The 15,145-nt window shown below is 70.7% G+C and carries 12 protein-coding genes; 7 read left to right on the top strand and 5 right to left on the bottom strand.

Annotation, left to right across the window (positions count from 1 at the left end; genetic code table 11):
* The first annotated feature begins 40 nt into the window (after positions 1-40).
* The 4 genes from ASE01_RS24430 to ASE01_RS13695 all read left to right on the top strand — a co-directional run bounded on the left by ASE01_RS24430 (position 41) and on the right by ASE01_RS13695 (position 3,281).
* Positions 41-178, top strand: coding sequence for a hypothetical protein (locus ASE01_RS24430; protein ID WP_157537349.1), 138 nt, complete (start codon positions 41-43; stop codon positions 176-178).
* A gap of 95 nt (positions 179-273) precedes the next feature.
* Entirely contained in the window at positions 274-1,080 is an 807-nt protein-coding gene (locus ASE01_RS13705) for a glycosyltransferase (protein WP_056752769.1), read from the top strand.
* Positions 1,077-2,276, top strand: coding sequence for a glycosyltransferase family 4 protein (locus ASE01_RS13700; protein ID WP_056752766.1), 1,200 nt, complete (start codon positions 1,077-1,079; stop codon positions 2,274-2,276). Before ASE01_RS13705 ends, ASE01_RS13700 begins: the two co-directional genes overlap by 4 nt.
* Before the next feature lie 12 nt (positions 2,277-2,288).
* Positions 2,289-3,281 carry a DUF3068 domain-containing protein gene (locus tag ASE01_RS13695; RefSeq protein WP_056752762.1) on the top strand — a complete coding sequence of 331 codons (993 nt, stop codon included), beginning with the start codon at positions 2,289-2,291 and terminating at the stop codon, positions 3,279-3,281.
* Between the two features lie 21 nt (positions 3,282-3,302).
* Here ASE01_RS13695 and ASE01_RS13690 read toward each other — a convergent pair whose 3' ends face one another.
* Genes ASE01_RS13690 through ASE01_RS13680 form a run of 3 tightly spaced genes read right to left on the bottom strand, consistent with a single transcriptional unit; the run spans position 3,303 to position 5,853 of the window.
* Positions 3,303-4,328, bottom strand: coding sequence for a hypothetical protein (locus ASE01_RS13690; protein ID WP_056752758.1), 1,026 nt, complete (start codon positions 4,326-4,328; stop codon positions 3,303-3,305).
* Positions 4,325-5,023, bottom strand: coding sequence for a class I SAM-dependent methyltransferase (locus tag ASE01_RS13685; protein ID WP_056752754.1), 699 nt, complete (start codon positions 5,021-5,023; stop codon positions 4,325-4,327). The genes ASE01_RS13690 and ASE01_RS13685 overlap by 4 nt, the downstream gene beginning before the upstream one ends.
* A 38-nt stretch (positions 5,024-5,061) precedes the next feature.
* On the bottom strand, positions 5,062-5,853 hold the full coding sequence (locus ASE01_RS13680; RefSeq protein ID WP_056752749.1) for a class I SAM-dependent methyltransferase: 792 nt from the start codon (positions 5,851-5,853) through the stop codon (positions 5,062-5,064).
* A 195-nt stretch (positions 5,854-6,048) separates the two neighbouring features.
* Here ASE01_RS13680 and rpsA point away from each other — a divergent pair, with 195 nt between their 5' ends.
* Together rpsA and ASE01_RS13670 are read left to right on the top strand one after the other, a co-directional pair.
* Entirely contained in the window at positions 6,049-7,530 is a 1,482-nt protein-coding gene (gene rpsA / locus ASE01_RS13675; protein ID WP_056752746.1) for a 30S ribosomal protein S1, read from the top strand.
* Positions 7,531-7,871: 341 nt separating this feature from the next.
* Complete coding sequence (locus tag ASE01_RS13670; RefSeq protein WP_056752744.1) at positions 7,872-8,816, top strand: helix-turn-helix domain-containing protein; 945 nt, start codon at positions 7,872-7,874, stop codon at positions 8,814-8,816.
* Positions 8,817-8,829: 13 nt separating this feature from the next.
* Here ASE01_RS13670 and ASE01_RS13665 read toward each other — a convergent pair whose 3' ends face one another.
* Positions 8,830-11,148, bottom strand: a complete 2,319-nt coding sequence (locus tag ASE01_RS13665; protein ID WP_157537347.1) for a hypothetical protein — start codon at positions 11,146-11,148, stop codon at positions 8,830-8,832.
* Between the two features lie 344 nt (positions 11,149-11,492).
* Between ASE01_RS13665 and ASE01_RS13660 the strand changes: the two genes are divergently transcribed.
* A complete protein-coding gene (locus ASE01_RS13660) occupies positions 11,493-14,438 on the top strand; it encodes a PQQ-dependent sugar dehydrogenase (protein WP_082606051.1) in 2,946 nt (981 codons plus the stop codon).
* On the opposite strand, the gene ASE01_RS13655 is transcribed toward ASE01_RS13660, so the two are convergent.
* Positions 14,429-15,103, bottom strand: a complete 675-nt coding sequence (locus ASE01_RS13655) for a suppressor of fused domain protein (RefSeq protein ID WP_056754694.1) — start codon at positions 15,101-15,103, stop codon at positions 14,429-14,431. The genes ASE01_RS13660 and ASE01_RS13655 overlap by 10 nt on opposite strands.
* Positions 15,104-15,145: the final 42 nt, after the last annotated feature.

Raw genomic sequence — 15,145 nt, 5'->3', positions numbered from 1 at the left:
AAGCGTCGCTCTGTGCTGGTCTTTGGGAGGGGACCTGCGCATGAACATCATCATCGCCACGATCGTGGGGGCACTGGCCTCGACGACTGTTCTCATCGCTGGAGTCAACGCCGTTCAGAACGGTGACTCGCAGCAGTCGGTCAGCAGCGAACAGCTCTCGAGCTACTCGGACCAGTAACCGTCTGGTCGTGCGTCGTCCTCGTGACGGCGCCGACTTCGTCATACGTCCTTCTGGGAGGGAGGACGTCTGAGCAGACGGCTTGGGAGGGTCCGATGCTGCAGATCGTCATACCGGCGTTCAACGAGGAACGCCGCCTACCGCGCACCTTGCGGGAGCTGCGCCGCCACGTCGGCGTGCACCGTGGTGTGCTCGGCCGGGTCGAGGTCATCGTGGTCGACAACGCGAGCACCGACGCGACCGCCGAGGTCGCCCGCGCGGCGAGCTCGGCGGCGATGCCGGTGCGCGTGGTCCGCTGTGACCGACGCGGCAAGGGTGCCGCCGTGCGTGCAGGCCTGCTGGCCACCGACGCCGAGCTGGTGTGCTTCATGGACGCCGACGGCGCGACCGGTCTCGACGCCCTGGAGGTGGCCTGGCGCCACCTCCTGCTGGGCGCCGACGCGGTCATCGGCTCGCGCGGGCTCGCCGAGAGCGACACGGCCGCACGGCACTGTCGCACCCGGTCCACGGGTGCTGCTGCCTACCGCCGCATCGCGGGCCGGCTGCTGCCGGGCATCGCCGACACCCAGTGCGGCTTCAAGCTGTTCCGCGGTGACCTGGTGCGGTCGGTCGTCACCGACCTGCGCACCGCCGGGTTCTCCTTCGACGTCGAGCTCCTCGTGCTGCTGCGTGCGGCCGGAGCCCGGATCGAGGAGATCCCGGTGACGTGGGTCGACGTGCCCGGTTCCACCTTCGTCCCCGCGCGCCACGGTGCCGGGGCCTTCGCCGAGCTGGTCCGCATCGCCTGGTCCACCCGCGACCTGGCCCGCCCCGTCCCCGCAGGACTGGCAGGCCTGGGGGGCGCCGCATCGCTCTCGACGATGCCGGTCGCGGCGGCCCTGCCTGCCGGGGGTGCCGGATGACCCCGCTCACCGGAGCACGCGTGGTCGTCGTCAACTGGCGCGATCCTGACCACTCGCTCGCGGGCGGTGCGGAGATCTACGCCTGGCAGTTCGCCCGCGCGCTGCGCGACGGCGGCGCCCGGGTCACCTTCCTCACCGCACGTGAGGACGGTCAGGCTCCGCGCGAGGAGCGCGACGGCATCGCGCTGCGCCGCGGTGGTGGCACGCTCGGCTTCTACCTCTTCGTCCTGGCCTGGCTGCTGCGCCACCGGCGCCAGCTCGACGCGGTCATCGACCCGGCCTGCGGGCTGCCGTCGTTCTCGCCGCTCGTGCTCCGCCGGAGCACGCCCGCGCTGCTGGTGGTGCACCACGTGCACCAGGACCAGTTCGCCGTGCACTTCCCGGCACCGGTCGCCGCCTTCGGGCGGTGGATGGAGCGCGTGGCGATGCCGCGTGTCTACCGCCGCCGTCCGGTCGCGGCCGTGTCGGACTCGACGGCCGCGGAGATGCGTCGCCAGCTGGGCTGGACCGGCGAGGTCCTGCGTCTGGAGAACGGCGCCGACCTGCCGTCGTACGACGCGCGGGACGCCGTCACCAAGGACCCGCTCCGGATCGTCGTGCTGGGCCGGCTGGTCACCCACAAGAGGGTGGACCTGGCTCTCGAGGCCGTCGCCCGGCTCGGACGTGGCGACGTCCGCGTCGACGTGATCGGGCAGGGTCCCGAGCACGACCGGCTCCTCGCCCGGGCGGACGAGCTCGGCCTGGCCGATCAGGTCCGGTTCCACGGCTTCCTGCCCGGACCCGTCAAGGACGATCTCCTGGCCCGGGCCAGCGTCCACCTGTGCGCCTCGGACGCCGAGGGCTGGGGGCAGGCCGTCATCGACGCCGCCGGCTCCGGCGTCCCGACCGTGGCGCGCGACGTGCCGGGTCTGCGTGACTCCATCCGCCACGGCGAGTCCGGTTGGCTGGTCGCCGACGACACCGACCACGGTGTGGTCGTCGCCCGGATGGCCGACGCCGTGGCGCAGGCACTCGAGAGCGCTGCCGTCCCCTCGGCCCGGGTCCACCGGGCCGACGCCTGCCTGGCGTGGGCGCACAAGTTCGACTGGTCGCAGATGCGCGAGAACGCTCGCGACCTCACCATCCACATGCTTGTCGGGGGCGCCACCGTGTCCTCCGATCGTCACCAGCCACGCGTTGACCGCGTGGCCGTCTGAGAGGTGCTGTCCATGCGCAGCAAGATTGCAGCCGTTGCCGTTGGCTTCGGCGTGTTCATGATCGTCGCGGCGGTGCTGGTCCGCGCCTATGCCTACCCGACCCTCGCGACGGTCCCGGCCAGCTACAAGGGCACCACCATGCTCGAGGCGACGGGCGCCGAGGTGCTCAACTTCGAGACCTACCAGCCCGAGACCCATGACCTTCGGATCGAGTCGTTCACCATCGCCGACAGCGGTGCGGACACCCCGGACGGCGTCGTCGTGTGGCTGAACTCGGCGACCGTGACCCGTGAGGACGGCTCGATCTTCCAGCAGACCCGCGAGCGCGCGGCCTTCGACGCCGTCAGCGGCGCCGGGGTCGACTGCGAGGAGTGCGAGTCCTGGACCGAGGCGAAGGACGGCGACGAGGTCGTCCAGGAGCCGACCGTTCGCGAGGGCCAGGTCTACAAGTTCCCGTTCGGCACCGAGAAGCGTGACTACGACGTGTGGGACGGCACCATCGGCGAGTCCAGCAAGGCGACCTTCGAGGGCGTCGAGGAGATCGACGGACTCTCCGTCTACAAGTTCGTGCAGAAGATCGACGCACGCGTCGTCGAGAGCCGCGAGGTCCCGGGCTCGATGTTCGGATCCACTGAGGCCTCCGTCGACGCCGAGCTCTGGTACGGCATGAACCGCACCTTCTGGGTCGAGCCGCAGACCGGTTCGCCGGTCGACCGGGTCGAGGAGCGCACCCAGGAGCTGCGCTACGACGGCATCGCGGTGCCGGTGTTCAACGGCACCGTCCAGTACACCGACCAGCAGGTCTCCGACCTGATCAACGGCACCAAGGACATGAAGGGTGCCAAGGAGAACGGGATGATGCTCGGCGGCGCCAAGCTGCTCTACCCGCTGGTCATGGGTCTCGTCGGCCTGGTCCTGTTGGCCGCCGGCCTGTTCCTCGGTCGCTCGGCGCGTTCACACAAGCGCGACGAGGCAGAGCCCAGGAAGGATCTGGTCAAGGCGTGACCAGCCTCCACTGACTCCTCTTCACAGGAGGGAGATGACGGCCTCGAGCACTTGCTCGAGGCCGTTGTCCGTCCAGGTGTCTGCGCGGGCGCGCAGGGTGAGGACGGTGGTGCCACGGAGCCCGACTGCACCGAGGGACATCCCGGTGCCCCCGGCCGTGACGGGGTGGAAGGCGAGACCCTCGACCAGCGGCGCGGTCACCTCGCCGAGGTGGGAGACCAGGAGCGTCGAGCCGAGCCGCGGCGCGAGCATCCGCAGCCCGGTGGCAGTGACCCGATCGAGGGCGGGCGTCCAGGCACGTGCGGCCGTCGCGACCGGTGGGGTCTGGGCCGGTGCCTCACGCAGGGCCCGCTCGACGCCGGCCAGGTCCATCGCCTCCACGTCACGAAGTCTCAGCAGCGCGCTGTGGTCGCGGATGACGGGGTCCTCGGTGCGTGCCTGCCGGGTCGTGCCGACGGCGATCGCCACGTGGCGAGCCGTCCGGCCCCGTGCGGCCTGGTGGGCCACCACCGCCCGTGCGGCGGCGTGGACGAGCGTCGCGGTCCGCAGGGAACCGGTCACCTCGCGCTCGACCATCACGTCGCCCGCGTCGGTCACCGGGTGATCCGGGGGAGTGATCGTGGCGGGCGGCCGGAGTCCGGCTTCACCGAGGCGGCGTACGACGGTCGCGGCGAGCCCGGCGCCTGCGGGGCGCGTGCCGATGCCCCGGGCCCCCGAGGTCACCGGAGCCGGGCCCGTGGCCTCCAGGACGCGCAGCAGGCCGAGGCCGTCGACCGCGGCGTGGTGGGCCGACAGCACCAGGTCGCGGCCCGCGACACCCGCGAGGAGGGGTGCCGGGTCGGCGGCGACGAGCGCAGCCCGCAGCAGGGCGGTCGATCCTGCGGCGCGGACCGCACCGGGGTCGGGCCATGACTGACGACCGGCCAGCGCAGTGAGGTGGTCGGCGACGGACCCCGCGTCGGGAGCCTCGGGAAGGGTGGCGGTGAGCAGGACCCGCCAGCCGATCCGGGGATCGGCGACCCAGCGCCCGCCGGACTCCTCGCTCACGGCTTGCGCGCGACGACCACGAGGCTGACGCCGGGCAGGCGGCGAACGGGAAGCACCCGCTCGAGCCCGACAGCAGCGCGCAGGCCGGCGTTGAGGATCGGGTTCACCGCTTCCATCTCGCTCTCGGGCGCGTTCTTGTTGCGGCGACGGGCCCGGACGACCGGTCGCAGCAGGACGTTCCAGGACCAGAGGTCCTCGATCACGAGTCCGGCGCCGCTCACGCGCTCGGCCAGCTCGTCGCGTTCGTAGCGGCGGACGTGGCCCAGGGCGACGTCGTGTCCACTCCACAACGCCATGCCGGCGGGAACGGCGACGAGCGCTCGGCCGCCGGGGCGCAGCACGCGTGCGGTCTCCCTGGCCACGGCCACGTCGTCGTCGATGTGCTCCCACGCGTCGGTCGACATCACCAGGTCGACGGACGCGTCGGCGACGGGCAGGTTGCGTCCGTCACCGCGGACGACGGGGATCCCGCGGGAGGCGGCGATCGCGACGCCGGTGGGGGAGAACTCCACTCCGACGGCCTGCCAGCCCATCTCGCGCAGCACGGCCGTGTTGCCACCCATCCCGCAGCCGACGTCGATGGCACGTCCGGCCGGCCAGTCGGCGACGGTACGACGGACCAGGGCCCGCCGGGCGGCGTACCACCAGTGTCGTCGTTCGAGTGCTGCCGACCGCTCGATCTCCTCCCCGTCCACGCGCCGAGCCTAGACGCTGCACGCCGGTGCGGGTGGGATCAGCGCAGGTCGGCGCCGAAGATCGCGGTCCCCGGGGTCAACGTCCCGCGGACCCGGGACCAGCCACCCCACAGCCGGTCGTTGTCGGCGGGCCACTCGGGCTCCAGGAGGGTGGTCAGGTGGAAGCCGTGGCCGGAGAGCAGGGCGACCCAGTCGCCGAGGGTGCGGTGGTGCTCGACGTACGACGTCGAGCCGGTCTCGTCGTCGACCTCGACGTAGGGCGTGCGGTCCCAGTAGGACTGGCTGGCCGTCAGCCCCGCCTCGGTCGGGTCGTCGGGGAACATCCACCGGGTCGGGTGGGTGATGGAGAACGCGAAGCGGCCGCCGGGGCGCAGCACGCGTGCTGTCTCGGCGACGGCCCGGTCGATCTCGGCAACGAACTGCAGCGCGCCGAAGGAGGAGAACACGACGTCGAAGGAGTTCTCGCCGAACGGCAGGTGCGTGGCCGTGCCCCGCACGCTCGGAACGGCGACGCCCGACATCTCGTCGATCCGCCGCGAGTGCTGCAGCTGGCGGTGGGAGAGGTCGAGCCCGAAGGCCCGGCCACCCTGGTGGCGGATCCAGCGTGAGCACTGCCCGGCGCCGGAGCCCACCTCGAGGACGTCCCGGTCGCGGAGATCACCGAGGATGCCGGCCTCGGCCTCGGTGAAACCCTCCGGTCCCCACAGGAATCCGACGTCGCCGAGGAACTCGCCGTGGGTCGCCTGGTACTCGTCGGCGTAGCGGTCCCAGTCGGCGCCGTTGGCGCTGCGCGACTCCAGCTCGGTGGCGTCGCGGCGGTGAGCCGTCACCGGGGGTTGTGGCCATTGCTGCCCGACGTCTGCTGAGCGGTCCTGCACGGGTGGAACGATAGCCCCGCCGGTTGGACTCACGTGCACCGCGGCGCGTACCCTTGAACGTCCGCGTCCCGCCGGGATGCTGGCGCGTGTCTGCAACGACTGACACCGACCCGACTACATCTGCCCACCCAAGGACTGTCCCTACACATGACGAGCACCCTCTCGACTCCCGTCTCGAGCCACTACGACGACAACGCGCCCGTGGTCGCGATCAACGACATCGGCTCCGAGGCGGACTTCCTGGCCGCCATCGACCTGACCATCAAGTACTTCAACGACGGCGACATCGTTGAAGGCACCATCGTGAAGGTCGACCGTGACGAGGTTCTCCTCGACATCGGCTACAAGACCGAGGGCGTCATCCCCTCGCGTGAGCTGTCGATCAAGCACGACGTCGACCCGTCCGAGGTCGTCTCGGTCGGCGACAAGGTCGAGGCCCTGGTCCTCCAGAAGGAGGACAAGGAAGGTCGCCTGATCCTGTCCAAGAAGCGCGCACAGTACGAGCGCGCCTGGGGCACGATCGAGGAGATCAAGGAAGCCGACGGCGTCGTTGAGGGCACCGTCATCGAGGTCGTCAAGGGCGGCCTCATCATCGACATCGGCCTGCGCGGCTTCCTGCCCGCCTCGCTGGTGGAGATGCGTCGCGTCCGCGACCTGCAGCCCTACGTGGGCCAGGTCCTCGAGGCGAAGATCATCGAGCTCGACAAGAACCGCAACAACGTGGTCCTGTCGCGCCGCGCCTGGCTCGAGCAGACCCAGTCCGAGGTTCGCCACGGCTTCCTCACCCAGCTCCAGAAGGGCCAGATCCGCAAGGGTGTCGTGTCCTCCATCGTCAACTTCGGTGCGTTCGTGGACCTCGGCGGCGTCGACGGTCTCGTCCACGTCTCGGAGCTGTCCTGGAAGCACATCGACCACCCGTCCGAGGTCGTCACGGTCGGCGACGAGGTCACCGTCGAGGTGCTCGACGTGGACATGGACCGCGAGCGTGTCTCCCTGTCGCTGAAGGCGACGCAGGAGGACCCGTGGCAGCACTTCGCCCGGACCCACCAGATCGGCCAGATCGTGCCCGGAAAGGTCACCAAGCTGGTGCCCTTCGGTTCGTTCGTCCGTGTCGAAGAGGGCATCGAGGGCCTGGTCCACATCTCCGAGCTGGCCGAGCGCCACGTGGAGATCCCGGAGCAGGTCGTCCAGGTCAACGACGACGTCATGGTCAAGATCATCGACATCGACCTCGAGCGTCGCCGGATCTCGCTCTCGCTCAAGCAGGCGAACGAGACGGCCACCGCGGCCGACGTCGAGGAGTTCGACCCGACCCTCTACGGCATGCCCGCCACCTACGACGAGGCCGGCAACTACATCTACCCCGAGGGCTTCGACCCGGAGACGGGCGAGTGGCTCGAGGGCTTCGACGACCAGCGCGCGACGTGGGAGGAGCAGTACGCCAAGGCGCACGCTCGCTGGGAGGCCCACACCAAGCAGCAGGCCGACGCCAAGCAGGCCGAGATCGAGGCCAGCGAGTCCAACTCGTACTCCTCCGCTCCGGCCGAGGACACTGACGGCGGCGGCTCGCTCGCTTCCGACGAGGCCCTGCAGGCGCTTCGCGAGAAGCTCACGGGCGGCGGCGCCTGAGGCGCAGCACCACCGAAGGCAACAACCGAAGGCCCCGACCAGCAGGTCGGGGCCTTCGGGCTTTTTCGCAGCGGCGGTGCGGGTCGTGGGGGAGCCGAGGCGGGCGGAGTCGTGGTGGAGGAATCGAGGCGGGGACCTCAGTCGAACCAGGCGGCGCGGCGTCGCGGCGCCAGTCCGTCGTGGCGGGCCCAGGAGACGAGGCCTGCGAGCAGTGCGATCAGGAGCAGGAGGACGAGTGCGGTGGTCATGGCAGAAATCATGCTCTCGTCGCGTTCCTGCCACCAGTGGCAGAAAAGCCGGTCTACGTTGATTTACTGCCATCGCGGTGGGACAGTGGCTGGGTGAGTCTCACCAACGTCGCCGTCATCGTCTTCGACGGCGTGGCACCCTTCGAGCTCGGCATCCTCTGCGAGGCCTTCGGCATCGACCGCACCGCTGATGGCGTGCCCGCGATCGACTTCGCCGTGTGCGCCGAGACCGACCGTCCGATCCAGACCTCGATGGGCTTCACCATGCAGGTCTCCCACGGCCTGGACCGGGTGGCCCAGGCCGACCTGGTCGGCATCCCGGCCATCAAGGAGGCCCAGGCGTCCGAGGCCGTCCTGCAGGCGATCCGCGAAGCCCACGACCGCGGAGCGCGGCTCATGTCGGTCTGCAGCGGCTCGTTCATCCTCGGTCAGGCAGGCCTGCTCGACGGGCGGGAGTGCACCACCCACTGGATGCACTCCGAGCGGCTCCAGCAGGAGTTCCCGAAGGCGAAGGTCATCCCCGAGGTGCTGTACGTCGACGCCGGCCAGGTGGTCACGGGCGCCGGCAGCGCGGCGGGGCTCGACGCCGCCCTCCACATCTGGCGGCAGGAGTACGGCGCCGCCGTGGCCAACACGGTCGCGCGTCGGGCCGTGGTGCCGCCGTACCGGGACGGGGGTCAGGCGCAGTACATCGCCCGGGCCGTGCCCGACTGCGACGCCGACACCCTCGGGCCGTTGCTCACGTGGATCTCCCACAACCTCGGCGAGGACCACGGTGTCGACGCGCTCGCCAAGCGGGCCCTGATGTCCCCGCGCACCTTCGCCCGCCGCTTTCGCGACGAGACCGGCACGACGCCGCACACCTGGATCACCCGGCAGCGGGTCTCGGCGGCCGAGGAGCTGCTCGAGCGCACCGACCAGCCCGTCGAGTGGATCGCCGGCGAGGTCGGCTTCGGCAATGCCGCGACCCTGCGCCACCACTTCGTGCGGGTGCGCGGGGTGAGCCCGCAGAACTACCGGCGTCAGTTCGCCTGCTGAGGCGCCGGTCGGCTCAGCGGACCCTCGCGGACGCGCGGCTGGTCTGGATCGTCGCGGTGTAGCCGGATCGACGGGCCGTGACGCGGACGCTGTAGACGTGTCCCTTGGCTGATCCGGGCAGGAGGTAGGTGCGTCCGGTGGCACCCTTGACGGCGCGACCGTCGCGCATCCACTGGTAGCCGAACGCCAGCCCCGAAGGCGTCCAGGTTCCTGCGGTGGCCGTCAACTTCTTCTTGGTCCGTGCGGTTCCGGAGACAGTCGGACGCGTGAGTCCGGTGATCGTTCCCGCGCGGACCACCGGTGTCGAGCCGGACACGGCGCTCGTCCTGGTGTATCCCGCCCGGACGGCGGTGACCCGAACAGTGATCCGTCGCCCGAGCTGGGCCGCGCCCGGCGTGAAGGTCGTCGCGGTTGCTCCGGAGATCGCCTTGGAGTCGGCGAGCCACTGGTAGGTGTACTGCCCGTCCGCGGGTGCCCAGGTTCCTCGCGACGCCTGGAGGCGGACGCCGACGCGTGCCGTCCCAGCGATCGTGGGTCGCGTCAGGGAGGTGAGGGACAACGGTGGGTTGACCGCCCATTCGAGGTCGACCCTGCGGACCTGGGAGGTGTTGTCGATGTAGACCATGCGCGCCGTCGAGTCGTCGTCGACGGCCACACCGACGCCTGGAGGGTGGATCTTGCCCCGGACCGGACCATAGGTCCGAGTGGTGCCGTTGTGGAGCGATGTCACGACGGCGTAGATCGGCCCGCCCTGGACCAGTGACCTGACGTGGACCATGAATCCGTTGCCGAGCAGCACCTCCAACGCGCTCTCAGGCGTCGCAAAAGGCGTCGGGTTGTCGAGATTGACGACGCGGGAACCACCGACGCACTCGATCCAGGCCCATCGGCCACGGACGTCGCCGATTCCTGCGTTCTCGCACCCTGCGGGCAGGCGAATGTTCTCGACGGCTCCCGTCACGAGGTCGGTTCCGGTGAGGACGCCGTTGCTGGCCGGGCGCCAGCTGATGTCCCCGTCGATGGCGCCGTACTCGCCCGTCAAGTGACTCACGGCGACCTGGCCGGTCTTCGACTCGACGATCTCAGCGGTGCCCGGTGCTCCACCGGTGAAGCGCTGGATGTACTTACCGCCGTGGCTCAGGATGGCGTATCTCGCGGCGAACTGCCGACTGCCGCCCGGCCACGTCACCTGGTGCTGCTTGAGCATGCCGGTGCCTAGGCCCGTGTCCACCAGGCTCACCTCGCCCCCGAAGCTGAACTCACGGTCTAGATCGTGCAGCTCCGACCCCGCGTCTGGATGGGTCTCGGACCACTCTCCGGAGCCGTCTGCGGGGGTCGTCCAGATCGTCGTCCCGTCCTGCCAGGAGACGGCCACGTTCCCCTTGGAGTAGCCGATGTCAAGTGCGCGAGCATGGACGTCGGGGAGGTCTTTGAACGGTACGACGGTGTCACCGTCGGCGATCGAGAGCCTGCCTCCGGGCGTGTCGTCGAACCGGAGCGCGATCTCCTGGGCGGCGAGCTGGGTGAAGCTGGCGACACCACGGGCAAGGGGAGCCAGCAGCTCACCAGTTGCGAGATCGACCGGACGGAGGTCGAGGTTCGAGAGTGCCGGAGCCGGTGCATCGTCGGGCAGGTACATCTGGGCGAGCCCGTCGCCGTGGGTCAGGAAACCCCTGTTCCGGTGGGTGGTCGGAACGTCGACCGACCAGGTCGGCTCGAGAGTTGTCCGATCCAGTGCACGGAAGAGCGTCGCGGCAATCCCGTTGGGGTAGGACGCCAGCGAGCCGATCAGTGCGGTCGGAGTCACCGCCCACAGCTTCGTGTGGTCGGGAAGCGGGATCTGCTCGCGAACCCCCGTGGTGATGTCGATCGCGTACGCGCCCTCGCTGTCGGTGACGTAGGCGGTCGTGGAGTCGCCGCCGACCCACGTGGCCGGAGAGGCGAAGTTCCCCGGCACCACCGTGGTGGTGCCATCGGCACGCAGGATGCTGACAGCGTTGTGGGCAGTGGTCGGGCCGGTGACGGACGTGACCAGGACCCAGTCGCCAGCGCTGTGGACCAAGCCCTTCCCGGTGATGTCGACCGTACGGAGGCTCGCACCCGTCAGGGCGGCGGTGACTTCCACCTGGCGTCGTGAGCCCTCGAGGCGTCGCATCCGGAAGAGTTGCGTCCCCTCCAGCTTGAAGAGCTGGGCGTCGTCGGTCTCCGGTGACCGGAAGCTGCGGATCACCGAGCCGTCGCTGCGCCGCACGACGAGGTATTGAGGATCGGGATCGTTCTCGTCGTAGTCCATTCCTCCCCGCAGGAGGAGCAGCGCCGGGGACGAGGCCACGATGTGCGCGTCCGCCCGGTCCTGCAACCGTTGGGGCAGCAGGACCCCTGCAGTGTCGGCATCGGTGGCGCTGCTGGCGTGTACCGGGGGCAGCGGGCTCGCTGGAGCGAGGGACAGAGCGCCGGCCAGGAGGGCCAGGATCGCAAGCGAGACGCTCGGACGACGAACGGGAAACACCGGGAGCTCCGAATCATGGGGGATCGAAGGGCCAAGGCTAGGCCGCCCTTCGTCGGTCCGCGCCATTTCGAGGAGGTGGTGAACCGAACGTCCAGGACTTCCGGGACCAAGGTCCCGGGTGGCGCCAACTCGCTGCGTGGGCTGACGATCGCTGACACCGTGAGCAGGTGCTCTCGCGTGTGAGGGGCGCGCTCGTCGCGCTCGTGCTCGGTCTGCCGCTCCTGGCGACCGTCGTCGTCGGCGCGCCTGTGCCTGCGCACGCTGCGGCTCCGAGCCTGGGCATCACCCCACGCACACCGGTCGTCGGCGACACAGTCCAGGTGACGACCGTGCTGCCCACCAGGGTGCGTCGTCCCGCCCAGCTCCAGCGGGCGACGGCCGGACGTTGGGTCACCGTCGCCCGGGGCACCAGCACCGCGTCGGGGCGGGTCTCGGTGCGGGTTCGTCTCACTGCGACCCGGACGTCGTTGCGGGTGCTCGTGCCGGCGTATCGCACGAGCGGCCGGCGGCTGCCCGCCCTGGTGTCGCGCACGTCCGCGGTCAGCGCCGCACGGGAGACCGTGACGCTCACGACGCGCATCGTCGGCGGCCGCGCCGAGGCGCGCATCCTCACCTCACACCTGCTCACCGGCCGGCCGGTCCAGCTCCAGCAGCGGACCGACGGAGCGTGGACCAGTCTCGCCACCGCGCGGATTGGCAGCTCTCGTCTCGTCGTGATCACCACGGCTCTCGCGGCGGCCCGTGGACGATCGCTGAGGGTCCTGCTCCCTGCGTACGCCGGGCGGTCGGCCGTCGTGTCCGCAGTGCAGGCGCCGCCGACGGTCGCGGTGGTTGCCGTCACCGAGGGCGAGCAGGTCCGGGTCGACGCGGTGACGACCGGCGTGGTGCAGCGGGTCCGCTTCCATGCCGACGGTGTCCTGATCGCCGAGGACACGACGGCACCGTGGAGCGCGAGCTGGACGCCGCGGGTGGGCCGGCACGACGTCGTCGCCCGAGCGATCGGACCGCTCGACAGCGTCCTCAGCGACGCGGCGGACGTCCGCACCACCGCCGCGCCCGTCACCGCGGACAGCGGTGTGGCCGAGGGCTATGCGATCGAGGTCGTGCAGAACGGGCTCGAGCTGCCGACGAGTGCGACCACGTTGTCCTCGGGCGCGGTCCTGGTCACCGAGAAGTCCGGCCTCGTGAAGGTGGTCGAGCCGGGGGAGTCGGGCTGGGCACTGCCCCGCGAGGTCCTCGACCTGCGTGCCGACGTCTTCGACGGCGGTGACGCCGGCCTGATCGGCATCGTGGCCGATCCCGACGTCGCGACCAACGGCCACGTCTACCTCAGCCTCGTCCGCGACGACGGCGAGGCAGGCGCCGAGGGGGCGGGAGTCCGCCGCACCCAGCAGGTCGTCCGCTACACGTGGGACGGCACCGCGCTCGACCCGACCAGCCGGCATGTGGTCCTGGGCGCGGTCACGGGCCCCGCCTGCTCGGCGGAGGAGAACATCCGCACCCCCGACTGCCTGCCGCTCGTCGGCGAGGCCCACACGATCGGTGACCTCGTGTTCGACGACGAGGGCAACCTGCTGATCGGCGTCGGTGACGGTGCGCTCCACTACACCTCCAACGGCCTGCCCGGCCGACTCGAGACCCTGCGTGCGCAGGACCCCGACGTGCTCGCCGGGAAGGTGCTCCGGGTCGACCCCGCGACGGGCCAGGGCGTTCCCGGCAACCCGGGGTACGACGGCGACGGCGCCAGCAATGCCTCGCGGGTCCTCGCGCTGGGCCTGCGCAACCCGTTCCGGTTCACGCTCCACGACGGCCACCTCGTCATCGGCGAGGTCGGTGAGGGGACTGTCGAAGAGGTCGACGTCGTCGAGCTGCACGACCTCGAGGAGCCTGCGAACTTCGGCTGGCCCTGTCGGGAGGGCGAGGAACCGACAGCGCTGGGCGACGTGGCGGACGAGGAGAGCCCGTGGCACGCGTGTGCTGCGGTCCGCTCGGACGGCGCGACCCTGGCGTCGTCGTACTCCTATGACCACACGGGGGCAGGTGGCTCGATCTCCGGAGGTGTCTTCCTGGACTCCGAGGCCTACCCGGCCGCGATGCGCGGACGCTACGTCTTCGGGGACTACGCGCAGGGCTTCATCAGGACCGCAGAGATCAGTCACGGCGGCGGGGTCTCCGACGTCGCGGTGCTCGCCGATGCCAGCGCCGCGGAGGGGCCGGTGAAGTTCTTCACCGGTCCGGACGGACTCGTCTGGACCGTCTCGATCACCACGGGCGCGCTGCGCCGGATCAGGTGGAGTGGTGCGGGACTCGCCGACCAGTGCCCGGTCGGCACCTTCCGTCGGACGTTCCACGACCTGGGGGGACCCGACTCGCCGTTCGACGAGGAGGTGCCGCCGGGGGAGTACAGCTGGTTGCTGCCGCACTCCGCCATCCAGCTGCCCGCGGCCACACCGGCGCCGCCCACGTGCGAGTCCGGCATCCAGCTGGTCAGCGAGGACCGCCGGTTCGGCGCAGCGTGGCGCGGACGCGTCGAGCTCGAGGCCGGCACCCACCGCTTCACCGTCGCCGGTAGCGAGTGGGTGCGCCTGTGGGTGGATGACGAGGTCGTCCACGACTTCTGGTCGAACGGTTTCTGGCAGCTGCCGCTGCGTCAACACGACGTCGTGCTCGGGGCCGGCCAGCACGTCGTACGAGCCGAGCTGATCCACGGCGACGGGTCGCTGGCGTCCGCCGACGTGTCCTGGACCCGGGTCGGCGGTCCGCCGTCGGTCGCGCTGACGGCACCCGCCAACGGGGCGGTGGCCGCGAACGGCGAGGTGCCGTGGCAGATCGAGGTCAGCGACCCCGACGGCGACAGTGCTGCAGCGCTGGCCGCCGCGACGCAGCTCGAGGTCGACTTCCTCCACTACACCGGCGCGACCTTCCATGCGCACCCGTCCACCAGGATCCCGGGACAGCTCGCCGGAACCCTGCCCGTGAGCGACGTGCACGCGCCGGGGTCAGGCGTGGTGCGACTGCGGGCCAGCGTGGTGGACGCCAGCGGCGCACGGTCGCTCAGCGCACCTGTCTACGTCTGCTTCGCCGGGGGATCCGTCGGTCCCTGTCAGACGTAGCTGGTGGTGCGGGCGAGGTCCGTGACGTACGACGGGTTGCCGTCCGCGGCCATCCGCCCGAGCAGCTCCTGGACCCGCTCGGTGGCGTGCATGGCGTCCTCGGCGACCCAGTCCAGCTCGGCCTGGGTGACACCGACCAGCTGGAGGAAATCCAGTCGGCCGTGCGCGGTCTCGACGCCCGCCACGTCGGTGTCGGGCACCACGAGGTAGCTCGTCAGCAGCGTGTCGCTCCCGACCCGCAGTGGCTGGTTGCTGCCGCTGACGAACTGGAGGGGTTCGAACCAGCGCTTGGTCGTGTAGGTGTAGCGCGCGAGGTTGCTGAGTGAGCTGACCGCCCAGCCGCAGTCGTCGGGGCCGTGGTCACGCAGCTTGATGGTCATCTCGTAGCCCCAGCCGCTGAACTCTCCGCCGAACGACTCCTCGTCGACGTACAGCCCCGACATCCCGTAGGTCACCACGTGCTGGTGGCCGCGGGGGTTCGGGAAGAGGCTGATGCCGTCGAGATGGTTCTGGCCGCCGAACATCGCCCGTGAGGGCAGGTCGGTGGCGTAGTGCCGCGGCGTGACGCCGGGGTAGGTCCGGTCGAAGGCGGCGTCGATCGCCTCCCAACCCGGAGCCCAGTCGTCCTGGGCGGCAGCCCGTGCGAGGTACTCCTCCTTGGTCATCACGCGCGGATCATTGCACGTCGGCGGCCCCCGAGTAGGTTG

The sequence above is a fragment of the Nocardioides sp. Root190 genome, assembly GCF_001428565.1.
Classification (GTDB): domain Bacteria; phylum Actinomycetota; class Actinomycetes; order Propionibacteriales; family Nocardioidaceae; genus Nocardioides.
The sequence above is the reverse complement of the archived record's forward strand: the minus strand, read 5'-3'. Positions and strand labels throughout refer to the sequence as shown.